This window comes from Flagellimonas iocasae, assembly GCF_042682725.1.
GTDB classification, from domain to species: Bacteria; Bacteroidota; Bacteroidia; order Flavobacteriales; family Flavobacteriaceae; genus Flagellimonas; species Flagellimonas iocasae.
Genome location: NZ_JBHUHU010000002.1, coordinates 222,772 through 240,324, shown reverse-complemented (window position 1 = coordinate 240,324; position 17,553 = coordinate 222,772). Strand labels below are relative to the sequence as shown.

General features: G+C 42.5%; 18 protein-coding genes. 3 read left to right on the top strand and 15 right to left on the bottom strand.

Going from position 1 to position 17,553, the window contains the following annotated elements; genetic code table 11:
• Window positions 1-450 precede the first annotated feature (450 nt).
• The 5 genes from ACFSJE_RS06925 to ACFSJE_RS06905 all read right to left on the bottom strand — a co-directional run bounded on the left by ACFSJE_RS06925 (window position 451) and on the right by ACFSJE_RS06905 (window position 4,318).
• Window positions 451-1,800 (bottom strand): FAD-dependent oxidoreductase, encoded by a 1,350-nt coding sequence (locus ACFSJE_RS06925; protein WP_379830257.1) that lies wholly within the window; start codon window positions 1,798-1,800, stop codon window positions 451-453.
• 276 nt (window positions 1,801-2,076) lie between these two features.
• A complete protein-coding gene (locus ACFSJE_RS06920) occupies window positions 2,077-2,625 on the bottom strand; it encodes a ClpP family protease (RefSeq protein ID WP_379830256.1) in 549 nt (182 codons plus the stop codon).
• Window positions 2,626-2,707: 82 nt separating this feature from the next.
• Complete coding sequence (locus ACFSJE_RS06915) at window positions 2,708-3,535, bottom strand: mechanosensitive ion channel family protein (RefSeq protein ID WP_379830255.1); 828 nt, start codon at window positions 3,533-3,535, stop codon at window positions 2,708-2,710.
• Window positions 3,536-3,556: 21 nt separating this feature from the next.
• The gene (locus ACFSJE_RS06910) at window positions 3,557-3,745 is read right to left on the bottom strand and encodes a hypothetical protein (protein WP_379830254.1); all 189 of its coding nucleotides are present in this window, start codon (window positions 3,743-3,745) and stop codon (window positions 3,557-3,559) included.
• Complete coding sequence (locus tag ACFSJE_RS06905) at window positions 3,746-4,318, bottom strand: RNA polymerase sigma factor (RefSeq protein WP_379830253.1); 573 nt, start codon at window positions 4,316-4,318, stop codon at window positions 3,746-3,748.
• Window positions 4,319-4,458: 140 nt separating this feature from the next.
• Between ACFSJE_RS06905 and ACFSJE_RS06900 the strand changes: the two genes are divergently transcribed.
• Entirely contained in the window at window positions 4,459-5,142 is a 684-nt protein-coding gene (locus tag ACFSJE_RS06900) for a hypothetical protein (RefSeq protein ID WP_379830252.1), read from the top strand.
• Between the two features lie 6 nt (window positions 5,143-5,148).
• On the opposite strand, the gene ACFSJE_RS06895 is transcribed toward ACFSJE_RS06900, so the two are convergent.
• From ACFSJE_RS06895 to ACFSJE_RS06880, 4 genes are all read right to left on the bottom strand, one after another.
• Window positions 5,149-6,297: an MFS transporter gene (locus ACFSJE_RS06895; RefSeq protein WP_379830251.1), complete on the bottom strand. Its 1,149-nt coding sequence runs from the start codon at window positions 6,295-6,297 to the stop codon at window positions 5,149-5,151.
• A 35-nt stretch (window positions 6,298-6,332) separates the two neighbouring features.
• Window positions 6,333-6,635: a hypothetical protein gene (locus ACFSJE_RS06890; protein ID WP_379830250.1), complete on the bottom strand. Its 303-nt coding sequence runs from the start codon at window positions 6,633-6,635 to the stop codon at window positions 6,333-6,335.
• A gap of 101 nt (window positions 6,636-6,736) precedes the next feature.
• Complete coding sequence (gene kynU / locus ACFSJE_RS06885; protein ID WP_379830249.1) at window positions 6,737-8,005, bottom strand: kynureninase; 1,269 nt, start codon at window positions 8,003-8,005, stop codon at window positions 6,737-6,739.
• 59 nt (window positions 8,006-8,064) lie between these two features.
• Entirely contained in the window at window positions 8,065-8,529 is a 465-nt protein-coding gene (locus ACFSJE_RS06880; protein ID WP_379830248.1) for a GNAT family N-acetyltransferase, read from the bottom strand.
• Between the two features lie 66 nt (window positions 8,530-8,595).
• Here ACFSJE_RS06880 and ACFSJE_RS06875 point away from each other — a divergent pair, with 66 nt between their 5' ends.
• Window positions 8,596-9,237, top strand: coding sequence for an O-methyltransferase (locus tag ACFSJE_RS06875; protein WP_379830247.1), 642 nt, complete (start codon window positions 8,596-8,598; stop codon window positions 9,235-9,237).
• Here ACFSJE_RS06875 and ACFSJE_RS06870 read toward each other — a convergent pair.
• The 6 genes from ACFSJE_RS06870 to ACFSJE_RS06845 form a co-directional block, all read right to left on the bottom strand.
• Window positions 9,203-9,775: a phosphatase PAP2 family protein gene (locus ACFSJE_RS06870; RefSeq protein WP_379830246.1), complete on the bottom strand. Its 573-nt coding sequence runs from the start codon at window positions 9,773-9,775 to the stop codon at window positions 9,203-9,205. The genes ACFSJE_RS06875 and ACFSJE_RS06870 overlap by 35 nt on opposite strands.
• Window positions 9,776-9,778: 3 nt before the next feature.
• On the bottom strand, window positions 9,779-10,057 hold the full coding sequence (locus ACFSJE_RS06865; protein ID WP_207097621.1) for a Sec-independent protein translocase subunit TatA/TatB: 279 nt from the start codon (window positions 10,055-10,057) through the stop codon (window positions 9,779-9,781).
• Window positions 10,058-10,138: 81 nt separating this feature from the next.
• On the bottom strand, window positions 10,139-12,451 hold the full coding sequence (locus ACFSJE_RS06860; protein ID WP_379830245.1) for a M1 family metallopeptidase: 2,313 nt from the start codon (window positions 12,449-12,451) through the stop codon (window positions 10,139-10,141).
• A gap of 61 nt (window positions 12,452-12,512) precedes the next feature.
• Window positions 12,513-13,028, bottom strand: coding sequence for a DUF6702 family protein (locus tag ACFSJE_RS06855; RefSeq protein ID WP_379830244.1), 516 nt, complete (start codon window positions 13,026-13,028; stop codon window positions 12,513-12,515).
• Window positions 13,029-13,238: 210 nt separating this feature from the next.
• Window positions 13,239-14,048: a hypothetical protein gene (locus ACFSJE_RS06850; protein WP_379830243.1), complete on the bottom strand. Its 810-nt coding sequence runs from the start codon at window positions 14,046-14,048 to the stop codon at window positions 13,239-13,241.
• Window positions 14,045-14,785 (bottom strand): carboxypeptidase-like regulatory domain-containing protein, encoded by a 741-nt coding sequence (locus ACFSJE_RS06845; RefSeq protein ID WP_379830242.1) that lies wholly within the window; start codon window positions 14,783-14,785, stop codon window positions 14,045-14,047. The genes ACFSJE_RS06850 and ACFSJE_RS06845 overlap by 4 nt, the downstream gene beginning before the upstream one ends.
• Before the next feature lie 211 nt (window positions 14,786-14,996).
• On the opposite strand from ACFSJE_RS06845, the gene ACFSJE_RS06840 reads away from it, so the two are divergent.
• On the top strand, window positions 14,997-17,552 hold the full coding sequence (locus ACFSJE_RS06840; protein WP_379830241.1) for a beta strand repeat-containing protein: 2,556 nt from the start codon (window positions 14,997-14,999) through the stop codon (window positions 17,550-17,552).
• Window position 17,553 lies beyond the last annotated feature (1 nt).

The window sequence follows — 17,553 nt, the reverse complement described above, 5'->3', positions numbered from 1 at the left end:
CTCGTTTCGGCATCCCATCCAAATCTGGTGCGACCCTGAAATGAATTCAGGGTGACGGAGTAAAACCAAATAAAATTGCTTTCGAGAAAATTCGTGAAATTCGTGTCGAACCAAAAAAAGAGATTTTCGCTTCGCTCAAAATGACAATAAAACCTTTAAAAGTATCAAGCCGTACTGGTTTCGGCATCTCATTTCAGAATACATTTTTGAAAAAATTCGTGTGATTCGTGAAATTAGTATCAAACCGCACCAAGATGTCTTGACTGCCTACCTGTCCATCAGGCATGAGGTCTCCGCTGCACATCAAAACTGGTGCAACCCTGAAATGAATTCAGGGTGACGGAGTAAAACCAAATAAAATTGCTTTCGAGAAAATTCGTGAAATTCGTGTCGAACCGAAAAAAGAGATTTTTCGCTTTGCTCAAAATGACAACCAAACCAGAAAGTTTTCTAACTATCTCCCAACAGTTCCAAAATCTTACCTTCTACCTCCTTGCTTTCCCAATCCTTCTCAATATTGGGCATTTTCAACACTTCCTGCATAATCGCCTCCTGCTCATCACCTATGGCCAATGCTTCGGCATAAGGTCGTTCTGAAAAGGTAACTCTGGAGTAAATAGGAATCCACTTGTCAGGATGCTTGGCGGAAAACCATTTTTCAATCTTTTTCTGCAACAAAAATTTTGGGTCAGCCGTTTTGCTGCTCATCTCCACAAAATTGCGATAACTGAGCTCCGCAATGGCATCGGCATTGGGTTTTCGTTCTTTTTGGTATTTCTCGAAAATAGTCGCCCAGTTGTCACCATGGGTATCCATAAGCTCATTCAACACATAAATATCTTCGAACCCGGCATTCATACCCTGTCCATAAAATGGCACAATGGCATGGGCAGAATCACCCACCAAAGCCACTTTATCCCAGTATGTCCATGGATAACACTTCATGGTTACCATGGCACTGGTTGGGTTCTTGAAAAAATCTTGTGAAAGATTCTCAATATCCTTTTTTACGTTGGGAAAGTAGGTGCCAAAAAACTTTCGGGCAGCTTCTTCGGTAGTGATGCTTTCAAAGGAAACCTCTCCTTCAAATGGTAAAAAGAGGGTACAGGTGAAACTTCCATCTATATTGGGCATTGCAATCAGCATGAATTTGCCCCGCGGCCAAATATGGAACGAATTTTTGTCCAATTTATGGGTACCGTCTTCATTAGCGGGAATGGTGAGCTCTTTATATCCCACATCGATGAAATCTTGGGAGTAATCAAATCGGCTGCGGCGCTGCATTTTATGGCGTACTCTTGAAAAAGCACCGTCGCATCCAAAAATAACGTCATATTGATATTCCTTCCACTTGCTCTTCTCGGTTTCCCCCGTATAAATTTTGGCTTCGGGAAGATCAACATCCCATACTTTTTCATTGAACCGGAATTCGGTTCCTGCCTCCTCGGCCAAATCAATCATTTTTTTATTGAGGATTCCCCGTGAGATAGACCAAATAGCCTCACCCTCCTTTCCATATTTTTGAAAATAGACGGGTTTATCGTTTACATGCATCGCCCGCTTGTCCAACGGAATGGCTATTTCCTTGATGCGTTCTTCCAATCCAACTTGTTTCAGCGAACGCCACCCACGATTGCTCATGGCCAAGTTGATGGAACGACCAGAAAATTTGATGGTCCGAATGTCTGGCCTACGGTCAAAAACCGTAACCTCGTGTCCTTTTTTTCGTAGATAAATTGCTAAGAGCGAACCCACCAATCCGGAACCGATGATGGCGATGTTTTTAGGAGTCTGTGTCATAAATGCCAAATGGCGAATTCCAATTATCCTGTAAAAATACGGAAATTGGATATCATTGGTTGTTTGTGCTTTTAACTAAAAGTCAACATGTTACAAAAGCAACACGAAAACAAAATAAGCATCACTTTCAGTTTTAACACTTCTTTAAAATCTTATGGCCTACATCTTGACGTATATCTTATAAATAAAATATTCCGCTTCGGCGTCCATATATATGAAAAAAGTCCTTCCCAAAAACTTGCGAAGGACTTTTTCCCTTTTAAGGCTATTTGTTTTTTATTTCAAGATTTCGTCCACTATCCCATATTCCAAAGATTCTTCGGCATCCATCCAATAATCCCGATCAAAATCCTTCATGATTTTCTCAAAGCTTTGACCGCAGTTATCCGCCAACAATTGGGCACTCAATTCCTTGGTCTTAACAATTTCCCTAGCTTGAATCTCTATGTTAGAAGCTTGACCTCTTGCACCACCACTGGGTTGGTGAATCATTACTTTTGCATGTGGCTGTATGAATCGTCTACCCTTTTCTCCTACGGATAGAAGTATGGACCCCATAGAGGCCGCAAATCCGGAGCAAATGGTGGAAACTGGACTTTTAATTTGCTTAATAGTGTCATAAATGGCAAATCCAGAGGTGACATAACCTCCCGGACTGTTTATGATCAATTGTATTTCTTTATGGTTTTGAAGATCCAAATAAAGTAAACGGTCGATTACGTGCTTGGCAGAATCGTCATCTACCTGGCCCCATAAAAATATCTTTCGCTCGTCTAGCAGTTTTTCTTGGATCAATTCTTGAACCTTTCCTTTCGTTGAACTCATTTTTTATGTATTGAAAGTTTCAAAAATAATCAAATTCCAAGGAAATATAGGTGCAATATCCGCTTTTGTCCAAATACAGGTTCTACGACCTAATTTCTATCTTTTGGGCGACCACATCTTTAATGGGAATGACAAATTTTCCGGTTTTGGTCAGCAAGGTGAGGCTGTTGTTTTCAATAGCCTCAATAACCCCTGAATCATCCCCAATGGTAATTTTGTCGCCCACCGCATAGGTCTTTCTGGTATAATAAGACCGAAGAATGTCCGCAATAATATCCTTGGAACCTAATCCCAATCCTAGACCAAAAGCCAACAGGAACGAGCCTAAAATCATGGTGATATTATTGGTGATAATGGTAGTGTCCACCCCAGCTTGGTTCAAAGCGGTGATTGACATAAAAATAACGATGATATAAAACAATAGGTTACTCACCAAATTGGAACCACCCAACTCCAAAGAATCGAACAAACGTTTAACAGTATTCTTTACCAAGTTCCCAATATAGAAGCCAATCATAAGTAATACCAAAGCACTAAAAAATCGGGGCAAGTAGCGCAATAGAACTCCAATTTCGTTGGAAATCACCCCCCAGTTAAGAATATCCGCGGCAACAATCAAGAAGACGAGCATGAGCCCCCATTTTACAAAACCAAGTATAATCTTTACGATATCCACTTTAAAATCCCCTTTGCCGAATGCATTCATGTCGTTGATGCGTTCACTGAGCGTATTGACTTTTGTAAGCTTTAAAATTTTCCCCAAAAGGAACAAAACTATTTTAATGACCAACCACCCTACGATAAGAATTGTGATGGCGCCTATAATTTTGGGGAAAACGGCAGCTATTTCCTTTCCCATCGACGAAAGTGAATCAATAGTTAGATTTTTCCAGTTGTTCAGTGTTTCCATTTTTGTTTATTTATGTTGTAGTTAGTTGTCTCCCAGGGTTCTGAATAGTTTTCGCAATGCACTCCCCACATTCAGGGAAAATAGCGAAGCTAGGTCCATGATCAACTTGGCCGCAGCTATATCGTTCATGACTTTTTGCTTCATTTCTGGCGGGGCTTCCATTAGCGAAGCTTCCAATTGTTTGAAGGGGTTCCTGTGTTGCTTTGCCATCTATTGTAGGGTGTTATAGATTTCCATTAGTTTTTCTTTTGCACGCTTCAATCGCATTTTTACGGCGCTTTCCCCAATTTCCATTAGATTCACCAATTCTTTGATACTGGCCCCATCTTGATATTTTAATAGTAATAGGGATTTATCCTCCACTGAAATCAACTCCAATGCTTTTTTTAACTTTTCGGCTTTCATTTCATAAAGGCTCTCATCGGGAACTTCGGCCTTTAATTTGTATTCGGTTTCATCAACAGGAATGGATTGATCGCGCATTTTTCGCTGTTTGTTCCGGTTGACATAGTTGACACAAAAATTATAGGTGAAGGAATATAACCACGTTGAGAACTTGGACTTTCCTTTGAACGTCTTCAACTTGATGAACAGCTGCAAAAAGACATCCTGGGTCAAATCTTCCGCTTCGCCATCAGACTTTGCAAAGCCATAGCATTTGTTGTACACCATTTTGGCATAGCGGTCATACAACCGCCCAAAAAGTAAGGGGTCATTGTTTGCAACTATCCGTTCCACTAATTCCTCATCAGATAGATGGGCACACAGGTCTTCCGTTTCCAAAGATGCTTTGTCGGGGTTACTTATTACTATTAGAAACAGCTTTTTAAGAAAAGTCACTTGTGTGGGTTGATTTATTCAATCTGTCGAAAAAATGGCGCGCAAGATACCAAAAACATGGTATATTTGATTAAAAATCAGACATGAAGCCACTATACACCCTATTCATCTTTTCATTTGTACTTTTCATCGGTTGTAAAACCGAGCCAAAGAAAGCAACCACTGAAACAGAACCCGAAGCGGAACTGACCATTCCCGAAAAAATTGCCAATGCCCATGGCTATGAAAACTGGAAATCCGTTTCTGAAATTACCTTCACTTTTAATGTGGATAGGGACAGCACCCATTTTGAGCGTAGCTGGGTCTGGAAACCGAAGATGAATGAAGTCACCGCCATTTCAGGTGCTGATACCTTGACCTATAACCCAAAATCCATGGATAGCATTGCGTATAAAAGGAATGCTGGTTTTATCAACGACCGCTATTGGCTTATGGCCCCGTTCAACTTGATGTGGGATTCCAACAGTTATACTTTTGAGCATGTGGCATCAGAAAAGGCTCCGATTAGCGGGGAAGACATGCAAAAATTGACCATTGTGTATAAAAATGAGGGTGGATACACTCCTGGTGACGCCTACGATTTTTATTTTAAAAATGATTATATCATAAAGGAATGGGTCTACAGAAAATCCAACCAAGAAGAGCCATCGTTAGCCACCACGTGGGAAAACTACAAAGATATTGACGGTTTGGAGATTGCCCAGGACCACAAAAAAGGAGATGGTAGTTTCCACCTCTACTTTACAGGTCTGTCCGTTACGGAGTAAGCATTTTTATTTTCGTTTTCTTCGAAGGAAGAAAGTAATTGCCAATACTGTCAAGATACAACCTAGCAGTACGGAAAAACTATAGGTGAGTGAGGTTGATTCCGCAATAAATCCAAGTACAACAGGTCCCAATAAAAAGCCAAGGTAGCCCGACCCCGCAATAAAGGCGACTCCTTGGGAGGAATCCACACCCTTTACATTCCCGCCAATGCGAAACAATTCAGGAACAATCACGGAAAAACCAAGACCGTTAAAAGCAAATCCGATAATGGACCACGTGGTATGCTGGGTCAAAATCAAAACATAACCAAAAGCGGCTATCAATGCGCCCAGTCCTACCAACTTGATTGGACCTATCCGAGAGCTGATGCCATCACCCAAAAATCGACCTAGGGTCATTGTGACCGAAAAAGCCAAAAATCCGGCACCAATAAGCATTTCAGGGGCCAAAACCACTTCTTGAAGATATAGTGCACTCCAATCCACAATGGCACCTTCGCAGGCATAACAGATAAAACCAATAATTCCTAAGAGCAATAGGGGCTTAAAAAGTCGTAAACTAAAAGGTTCCTTTTCTGCTGGGGCTGCCACTACATTGATGTAATGTTTGCTAAAATAAAGGTTGATAAAAAATACCAAAACCACCGTAATGCCCATGTGCAAGACTGGACTTCCAATCACGGGAATGAGAAAACTGCCCAAGCCTACCAAAATACCACCTAGACTAAAAAACCCGTGTGCGGCTGACATAAAGTTGACTTTATCCTCCTTTTCAATCTCGGTGACCAACGTATTGATAGCAATATCGGTGAACCCTGTACCTGCACCAAAGAGATAGAGTCCACCCATCAGCAAATAATAGTTTGGCGCCATAAGAGGTAGCATGGCTGCCACAGAAACACACATGACCCCAATCCATGATGCTTTACCAACGCCTATTTTGTTGATGAGTTTGGACGCCATGGGAAAAATGGTGAAAACCCCTAGCGACAAACAGAAAAGTGCGATACCCAAATCTGCTTTGTCAATTCCTAACTTCTCTTTTACGGAGGGGATGTAAATGGCCCAGGTTCCAAACCAAATATTAACACTGGCGAAAATCCAAGAAGGACCAAAATACCTTGGATTGGAGAGGATGAGCAACAATGACCGCATATTACACTTAAGCTGACTGAAATTAAAATGATTACTTATTTGGTAGAATGTAGTACAACTGATACTGATTCTCCCTTATTATTCATAGTTATCTTCAAAAAAGTCATTTCCTTTGGGTCAATGTCCAACCCGTATTTCTCTTGAACAGGAAAATATAATATACTATCATATTCAACAGTATTCAGTTTTTCAGAAGAACCAATCAAATCAATTAATTGAGATTTATCTTTATTTAAAAGCACTTCACTCTCAATTAAATCATCTACCATTTTTGCCCTTATATCTAAAGTGATATTTTCTCCTCCCGCAGCTTTCCATCTAGAACTATCAAATTTCATAGTCTGCTGACATGACCATATCGCAATCAGAATCAGTATGAGACAAAATAATCTATTCATTGGAGCGAAGATTTAAATTTCGACGATAACTTTTCTTCGGACTATTTCTTTAAAATACCCTGCTTTAAAATTTGCCCGAAGTTGTACATATCCGCATAGGAACAATAGAACGGAGCCGGAGCCAACCGGATGACATTGGGTTCCCGCCAATCGGTAATGACTCCATTTTTCATAAGATAATCGAACAACGAACGACCTTCTCCATGCAAAAAGACAGAAAGTTGGCATCCCCGTTCTTTTGGGGTAATAATCTCGAAGGAACTCTCGACCTGTTTATCAATTTCATGCAAAACAAACTCCAAATAGGCCGTTATCGTCTTTTGTTTTTCTAAGAGGGCGTCCATACCCACCTCATCAAAAAGTTCCAAAGAAGCCAAATAAGGTGCCAATGATAATATGGGAGGGTTGCTCAACTGCCAAGCGTCCGCGGTTGCAATGGGGTCAAATTCGGGTTCCATTAAGAAGCGGGTTTCCTTTTTATTGCCCCACCAGCCTTCAAAACGGGGAATATCCGTTTTACCCAAATGTCTTTCATGCACAAAACTACCCGAAGCATTTCCCGGACCACTGTTCATATACTTGTAGCTGCACCAAGCGGCAAAATCAACATCCCAATCATGCAGGTTCAATTTAACGTTGCCGGCGGCATGGGCCAAATCCCATCCCACAAAGGCCCCAACCGATTTCCCCGCTTTGGTAATTGCTTCCATGTCCAAAACCTGACCGTTGTAATAGTTTACACCACCCATCAATACCAAGGCCAACTCCTCGCCTACTTCATTGATTTTATCAAGAATATCCTCAGTGCGCCATGAATGTTCACCATCCCGTTTTTTCACCTCTACCAAGGCATCTTTGGGGTCCAATCCATGAAATCTCAGTTGACTTTGCAACATATATTGATCAGAGGGAAATGCTTTTTCCTCACAAAGAATCTTAAATCGTTTTGCCGTAGGTTGATAAAAGGACACCATCAACAGGTGAAGATTCACAGTAAGGGTGTTCATCACCGTAACCTCTTTTGGACTTGCCCCTACCACCTTTGCCAAACCGGAAGCCAAACGTTCATGATAATCCCACCACGGTTTGTCCGCATAAAAATGACCTTCAACGGCCAATTCACGCCAATCTTTCATGACCTCATCCACATAGGCTTGGGTACGTTTGGGCTGTAATCCCAGAGAGTTTCCAGTAAAATAAATGACCTCCTTTCCATTTACCTTTGGATAGTGAAATTCCTTTCGGTATTTGAAAAGTTTGTCCTTCGCATCCAACTGCTGTGCAAACTCAAGGGTATTTTGGAATGTCATGCATTATTTGATTTGCTTCAAAAATACGATTTGTGAAAGTATTTTTCAGGGTGCGGAAATCATTCCAGACGCATTTCTATAATGTGCTTTTTAAAGCCCACCTTTTCATAAGCTTTAATTGCGGGAAGATTATCATTGTACACCGTTAGCCTGATTTCCTTAAAGCCTTTTTCTTTGGACCATTTTTTCAATTCATCCACAATTAACGCATTTATTCCTTTTCCCCTAAAACCTGGGTCCGTGTACATAAATCCTAAATAGGCATAGAATTCATGATCAAGATAATGCCGTGCCCGTTTGGAAATGGCATATCCGGAGGAGACCACCTTGCCCTCCATCTCGGCCACAACAACACAGCTATCCTCATCCTTGATCATGCGCTCAAGGTCGTAATAACTGACAGGGTCTTCTTTGATGGTCACATCAAAAGGGCGCTCTGCGGTAATGATACCTTGCTCAAAGTTGAGCAGAATAGGCAAATCCTCCAAGGTGGCATTTCGAACTGTTATTTGGTCTGAGGTCATTTTGCTTTGGCCTTTCAAGTTGTCTCCGAATGTAGTTCTTTTATCTATTTTTGAAAAAAATAAACCATGCATTTCCTGTCCAACATTTTGGAAGACTACATTGCCGAAAATTCACAAGCTGAACCCGAACTATTGACCGAACTCACACGAGAAACCCATCTCAAAGTAGTGCAACCTCGAATGATTACAGGTCATTTTCAAGGTCGGGTATTGAGTTTGTTATCGAAAATCATTGCACCAAAATACATTTTGGAAATTGGGACCTACACCGGCTATTCAGCTATTTGCTTGGCAGAGGGACTTCGCAACAAGGGAGAATTGCATACGATTGAAATCAACGAGGAACTGCACAGTTTTCAACGCAAGTATTTTGACCGAAGCGGGTATGGCTCCCAAATTGTTCAACATACAGGGGATGCTTTGGACATTATCCCAAACTTGGACCTCACCTTTGATTTGATTTTCATCGACGCCCAAAAAGTGAACTATGACGCTTATTTTGAAGTGGTCATCAAAAAAACTAGACCTGGAAGTGTTATTTTATCGGACAATGTGCTTTGGTCCGGGAAAGTGGTGGAACCTGTTCCGCCATCAGACAAAGCTACCATCGCGTTGAAGGCCTACAACAAAAAATTACAAAGTGACCCGAGGGTTGAAACCGTACTATTGCCCATCAGGGACGGGTTGACGCTGAGTCGGGTAAAATAAATCGCTGGTACAGTTTATAGAAAAGAATCCCAGAAAGTATCCCAACTAGGGTACCCACTAAAATATCAATTGGGAAATGCACCCCAACATAGATTCGGCTCATGGCAAACAAAATGGGCCAGATGAAAAACAGTACTGCCCACTTTATCCTTTTCCTAAGAAAAAGAAACACCAATGTGGTAATGGAAAAAGAACTGGAGGCATGACCTGAGAAAAAACTGTAATCGGTTGGACTTTTTAAAATTCGGATGAGGGTATTGATTTCTTCGGTATTGTTGGGACGTAATCGGGCTACTGATATTTTGGTCCAATGGGTTATGGCTGTAATAAAAATGACCAATCCAATAATGGTCAAAAATTTAAACCAAGCTTCCCTTTTTGGAAATTTCAGGAACAACAGTGCCAGAAAGAGGATAAATAGCGGGGTCCATGTTACGATATCGGTAATGGTGGCCCAGAACCCATCGTATTTTTCAATGCCCAAACTGTTTAGATAGACAAAAGTATCCCTATCCCATTCGAGCAATCTTTTAAACATGGATTATTTGAGGTTTCTTTTTACCGAACCTGTTACCTCATCAACATTTTTCTTGACTTCATCAATCTCCTTGCGGATGTCTTTGGTAAAGTCGGTGTCAATCCCCTGTTTGTCGGCACTTTTTTGAATTTCACGTTTGATGTCGTCCGTGGCATCACGAAGTTGGCGCATTCCTTTGCCAAGTCCCTTGGCAATACCAGGAATCTTATCGGCACCAAAAACCATCACCACTATAAATAGGATGAAAAATATCTCGGCACCGCTTATGAATAGAAAATACATACAACAAATATAAACAGAAGTTGGTAGGAAAATAAAAAAAGCCCCGTGAATTCACGAGGCTTTAACAGCTATTTTCCAAGCTTATTTTCCTTTGATGTTATCCTTGAACTTATCAAAGTCTGATTTCTCTTCTTTTTTGGGCCAAGCGTTATTGGTGGTGTCAATATCCGCCGTTTCCAACTTGGGATCCACAACAATACCAACCAATTCCTTCTGGGATGAAATCACCCTTTTCACTTCAGCATCGTTCTTTCTCCAAATTTCTGGCGGGTAGGTAACGTTTTCTTTGGTACCATCGGCATAGGTGTATTCCACGATCAATGGCATTGGAACACCTCCTGGCTTGTCAAAAGTTATCTCGTAGAAGTATTTTGGTTCTTTGACATTGGACCTCTCAGCTTCTGTCATGTTGTCCATCATGAACTCCTTAAGATTTTTGGAAGTTTCGGTTGGGGATTTCCCTTTAAGTTCGGGCATGTAGTCCTCACTATCTTCTTCTGCCAAGTACACCAAGGGTGGTAAATCGGCTTCAGTGATATTTCTATCGGCCATATACTTTTCCATTTGCTTGGTGGGCTTGTTGCTTACGTAATATTTCTTCACTCCTTTAACTCCAATATCTACATAATCGGTGGTGTAGAACCAGCTTCTCCAGAACCAATCCAAGTCCACGGCAGAGGCATCCTCCATGGTACGGAAGAAATCTTCTGGGGTCGGGTGCTTGAACATCCAACGTTGCGCATAGGTTTTAAAGGCGTGGTCAAACAATTCCTCACCCATAACCGTTTCTCTAAGGATGTTCAACGCAGTGGCTGGTTTACCGTAGGCGTTTGGCCCCAATTGATAAACGTTTTCTGGGTTTGACATGATTGGGGAAATATAACTTTGATCACCGGCCATGTATGGAACGATGTCGGCTGGATTTCCTCTTTGCGAAGGATATTTTTCATTGGGAGCGATAACAGATGGGTTATTTTTTCCAAACTCCTGCTCGGCCAAATACTGCATAAAGGTATCCAAACCTTCATCCATCCATCCCCACTGACGCTCATCTGAGTTTACGATCATGGGGAAGAAATTGTGTCCTACTTCGTGAATGATCACACTGATCATACCAAATTTCACACGATCGGAATAGGTTCCATCCTCGTTGGGACGACCGTAGTTCCAGCAAATCATTGGATATTCCATCCCTTGATTTTTGGCGTGTACGGAAATGGCCTTGTGGTATGGATACGTGAATGTGTGTTTGGAATAAGTTTGGAGTGTCTGTACCACAGCTTTTGTGGACATGTCTTCCCATAGTGGGTTTCCTTCTTTTGGATATAAAGAAACCGCCATAATGTCCTTGCCTCCAATATTTACGGCCTGCATGTCCCAGATAAACTTGCGGGACGTTGCAAAGGCATAATCCCTTACATTGGTCGCTTTAAACTTCCATGTTTTCTTTTCGGTTGAAAAACCTTTTTCAGCGGCCTCGGCCTCTTCTTGGGTTACAATGATTACCGGCTTGTCATACGACTTTTTGGCTTCTTTGTAGCGCTTCATCATTTCTTTGGAGAAGACTTCATCCCTGTTCTGAAGCTCGCCGGTACCATCCAAAATATGGTCGGCAGGAACCGTGATGCTCACGTCATAATTCCCAAAGGGAAGTGCAAACTCACCACTACCCCAGAACTGATGGTTCTGCCATCCTTCCACATCACTGTAAACCGCCATTCTTGGGAAGAACTGTGCAATAACATAGGCACGGTTGCCATCTTCTGGGAAATATTCGTATCCAGAACGGGCACGGCTAATGGTATGATCAGGAATATTGTACCACCATTTTATGGAGAACGATAATTGGTCACCGCTCTTCAATGCTTGGGGAATATTTACCCGCATCATGGTTTGGTTAATGGTGTACGATAATGGTTTTCCGCTGGCATCCTTGACCCATTCAATATTAAAACCGCCATCAAAAGGTTCGGTCATATAGGTTTCGGCAAAGTTGCCGGCAGTGTACGCAATGTTTACTCCATTACCGTCTCTCAGCGGTGATTTTGAATCCTTGGCGCGGACGTTTTGGTCCAACTGCACCCATAGAAACTCCAAATCATCTGGAGAGTTGTTATGATAGGTGATGGTTTCCTCTCCACTGATTTTGGCATTTTTGTCATCCAACTCAACGCTGATGACGTAATCTGCCTGTTGTTGATAATAATCCGGACCCGGAGCTCCCGATGCGGAGCGGTAGTTGTTCGGGGTGGAAAATTCTTCATACAACTGTTTAAACCTACTTTGATTGTAGTGACCTGGCTCCCGTTCTGGTTTGGCATCTTCTTCCTGTGCCATTAACACGGCTCCAAAAAGAAACAGCACAGAAGCTGCATAATACTTGACTCTGTTCATTTTTTATTTGATTTTAAAACGTCGAAAAATAGCTTTTTTTTAACCAACCGTTAACAATTGGTTACAAGTTTAACATTCCTTTATTATTTTCCTTGATGAGCACAAAACTCTTCTTGTGTCCCTTCCATTTTAGATGGACCACGTTCTGTTGCTCATCAAACAAATCAGTGAGGATTTCGTTTTGAACGGCTATGGATTTAAGGTTGGTGAAGCCAACTTTGGGAATTTCGAGATAGCAAATGACCACATCGTTGTCATAGCGTTTTCCCAAGAAGTTGTAGTTGGCCACTTTGCCGTTAAGTTCTACCACAAATTTGGACCTGAAGTACTTTTCAATATACGCATCCGCCAATTGGGACTCGTTGGGCGTGGCCAATTTCGAATCGATTCCATAGCGCTCTTCCAAAAGGTCGTCCATGTCATCAATAAAAATGCGACTGGTAATCTGAAACGCATCATCATCCGCTGAATAATCAATATTGGTGACACTCAGATAAAATTTGTGGGCAGATGTGAAAGACAAAAAAAGCACTAGTACCAATGGCAATAGCAGATTTCTTGTTGTTCTCGATCTCATCATATAGGGTTTAGACTCCAACACTGGGGCAATGTTACAGGATTTCAAGGAATTTTTATGCAAAAGGCTTGCCAAAATATGCTTTTTGGATGCTGGACTCGAGATATTGAAAAAAAGACAAAATACTGGTAATTGTTATTGGAATTTGATATTTGGAATTTTGCACCCAGCACTTTAACGTGGGTTGAGGTTTAACCATTGAAGCAAGCTTCAGTCCAAATTATTGTTCCGACGGTAATCCCTGCTTTTTTCCACCATAAAATCCCAAATTTTCAGTTTGTCGTGCGAGTCAACTGTAGCCTGAAACGACTCATCCACTTCGCAGAAGTACATAAAATCCTCAATTTTTTCAACAGGAATCTTAAGAGTGGTCACAAAAAGGGAATCCACATAAAAATCCTGTACCCGTTGCGTTCTGGCGTAGGCATTGTCCACTTTTACGCGGTTCTTCAACATTTTGGTACGACCAGTAATAGCATTGATAATGGGATTGAGGGAAACTGCTCCCCCAGCACCACCAAGTCCGCCTCCTCCTTTGATACTCATACTGGAAGCCTCTTTGAGCAATCGTTCGCTCTGGGTATATTCCTTGGCATTGGCATTGGGCAGTCCCAAAGATTCGGCTGTCACAATTTGTTGGGATGGGAGTTTACCCAAATCTTTGTCCAAAATACCCGAAAGATTATAGGGACTTACCACCACCTCGCGCAATTCATTTACAAATTCCTCCATGGGAACGGTTATAAAGCTTGAATCATAAAGCGATTCAGCAATGGGAAGTATTTTTCGTTGAAAGTTGACCGCTGAAAACACCAAGGTGTCGTTCAATTGTACCCTAATGGAAAAATTTCCATCAATATCGGTAATTACAGCATCTTTTGAACTGATATTCTGAACGACCACGCCCACAACATCCTCAGCGTCACTAGTAACTTGCCCCCTTACTATTTTAGTGGGTCCATCTTGGGCATAGGTAGAAAATGCCAATAAAAATAGTATCGGAAAAGCTAACTGTTTCATTCCTCATTCAAGGTCGTCAAGAAGTCCTTGCTTTGGGTTACCAAAAAGTCAATCAATTGAAATTCATTTTCCTTGCGCAACAAGGTTTGGGAGGGAATTTTATCGTCGCAATACAACAAAAACGCATCTATTTTGTCCTGTGGCAACCTCAAATCCACCACAAAAAACTCATCATCGTACACATGTCGGAGCACCTCACTCACTTTTAAGGGATTCCTTTGCGGTCCATCGGCTTCACTGGATTTAAAAAGCGCCTTAAAAATGTTCACAAAGTTCAAACCATCGCGCATGCCCCTAACGGTTTGGGATTCGGCTATGTTCACCACTTCGGTACTTCGATCAATCTCATAATCGAACTGCTTAAAATCCTCATTCTTCACTTCCAAAAATCGCTTTTGGTTCTCTGGTGTCACCACGACCTCATCCAACTCCTGAACCTTTTCATTCACTTCAACCACCAAGCGGTTGTTCGCCAAAATCTCTTCGGTAACGGTAATGACCTCCAACTGATAATTCACCGCAGTGAACACCAGCTGGTCCCCTGCCTTCACCATAATGGCGAACTCCCCATCATCATTGGTGATCGTAGCAGTTGCAGAGGTAGAATTGATAACGTTCTCATTGGGCACATTGGTACTCCGGTACAGGACCTTACCGCGCAACAACTGCCGGTCTTCCTGTGCCGTGGACAAAGTTGAAATGAGCAACGAAAACAAAATCAAAACTGTATTTTTCATAAAAAAGCATTTAGCCCAAGTTAAAGAAAACCTTTGAAGCCGATATAAAAAAGTAAAGCTGTTCTAAACTTTTGTTAATTCTCCAACGCCTTGTTTAAAAAGGGAGTATCCGTTCACCTGTGAACTTCGTATTTGGTCGGGATTTATTAGAATAATCAAATCATAAGATTAGTTTTGTTTTTCCATTTTGGAAACCTCAAATACTTATATTGTGAAAACGCATGTTGTCTTTTTGATCATTACCCTACTGATGATCTCCTCGCTTAAGGCCCAAGTTAAAATTGGCGATAGTCCACAAAATATAGATCCTGCCTCGGTGCTGGAACTGGAAAGTAGCAATCGTGTATTGGTCATAACCCGAGTCACCGATTCACAAATGAATGCCATTAACCCGTTACCGGGCGCTTTGGTCTACAATACTGATGCGGAGTGCATCCACTACTTTAATGGAACGGAGTGGATCAATATATGTGAGGCATTGGACAATTCATTCACCACAAGCACGCAGGCTGTTTTCAATACCGCTCCAGATTCTAGGGACAGTACAGTAGTCGTTACACAAACCGAAACCCCAGATGGAATCAACTACAATTTTGAGGTAAACCGAATTACAGGTGACAATATTTACAATCGCACCATTTATGGTGTGGACCTCGCCTTTGGCTCCATCAGCGAAGCAGAATTGCAAAACGGTGCTGTTGGCCTCACGAAACTAGCCGCTGGAACCGCTGTGGGTCAATTAATGCAATGGGACGGAACCAATTGGGTGCTTATCCCTGAAACAGATATTACTGTTACCGAGATTGATGGTGTTATTGGAAACGAAATACTGGATGCCGCAGACGGAACCTTGGTAAGATCGGGTGCAGGCGATGCCGGCGATCCTTTTGTATTGGATGTGGCTCCATTGGGAATTGGAAATGCAGAATTGGCAGATGACGCCGTCACCACAGATAAGATTTTAGACGGTACGGTAAGCAATGCCGATTTGGAAGATGACATAATTACCAATACCAAAATGGCCACAAATGCCATTGGTACCCTAGAACTTATAGATGATAGTGTTGATCGCGACAAAATAGATGCCGATGTAGCCGGAATTGGATTGATACAGGCCGCTGATGGTTCACTTGAAGTGGATGTCGCCTCATTAACTGGGGACGGAGATATCACTTCCACCGATCTTAACGTGACCGGAGGTACAGATGCAGCCTTCAACGATGTTACTTTGGAGATAGCAGACGATGCGATCACCAGTGCCAAAATCTTGGATGGTGCCGTTAACACCGATGACATTGCCGATTTGGCAATAACTAACGCAAAGTTAGGCAACGGTTCCATTAGTACGGGTAAAATTATGACCAGTGCCGTCAACAGCGCGGCAATTGCCAACAACACTATTCAAGCTATTGACATTGCCGACGATGCGGTTACCGCCGCCAAAATAAATGGTGATGTCGCTGGAAGTGGATTGATTCAGGCAGTAGATGGTTCTCTTGAAGTGGATGTTGCCTCATTGACCGGGGACGGGGACATCACATCAACAGATCTTAACGTAACAGGAGGTACAGATGCAGCCTTCAACGATGTAACCTTGGAAATCGCAGACGGCGCAATCACAAGTGCCAAAATCTTGGATGGTACCATTAACACAGTTGACATTGCCGATTTGGCAATAACCAACGCTAAGCTAGGCAATGGTTCCATTAGTACGGGTAAAATTATGACCAGTGCCGTCAACAGCGCAGCAATTGCCAACAACACCATTATGGATGTAGATGTTGCAATCACCGCAGGAATCCAGGGGACAAAAATTAACCCAAACTTCGGTGGACTGGACGTGGTTACAACGGGGAACGTAATTGTGGGGGCCAACACCATAACCAACGTAGATGGCACAACCGGCCAAGTGCTGACCACCGATGGTGCCGGGAATGCTTCTTGGCAAGACACCAGCCCCACTGCGGTACAGACAACAGGCACTATCGCCGGAACAGGTGTTGCGGGCGACCCTCTTGACCTTGCCGATGACGCAGTGACCACTGCAAAAATTCTTGACGCCAACGTTACCAATGCCAAAATAGCGGACGGTTCGGTTAATGTTGCCAAAATAGGAACCTTGGGAGTAGCCGATGCCGACCGTGTGCTTACCACAGATGGTGCAGGAGCCCCTCAATGGGAACCCAGAGCAAACTTTGCCTCATCCACATTGACCGACGGGAACATTTTTGTGGGAGATGCCACCAACAATGCGGTCGGAGTGGTCATGAGCGGAGATGCCACAATAACCAACGCTGGGGTTCTGACCATTGAAGCCGATGCCGTAAACTCTGCTAAAATCGCTGATGGACAAGTGCAAACCAATGATATTGCCGATGCGAATGTTACACCTTTAAAAATACAACCCGGTGTAGACGGGCAAGTATTGACTACGGTCGGTACTGCCACCGCATGGCAAGCGCCTGCCGTTGTGGCCATGGGAAAAGCTAATGCAGGTACAGATGTGAAAGTAAATGGTGCTTCAGTTTCTTCAAATGGCGTGGGAAATTATACCGTAACGTTTGACGTCGCAAGACTTGATGCCGATTACATAGTTCAACTGACCTTACTCAGTACTGGTGGTGATGTTACCATAGAAGTAACCAATCAAGGTACAAATTCATTTGATGTCAGAATATGGCAATTGTCCGCTCCACTCTCAACACCTGGACCTTTAACATCGACCGCGGTTGATGCCGAATGGTTCTTTACCGTAACAGACTTTTAAC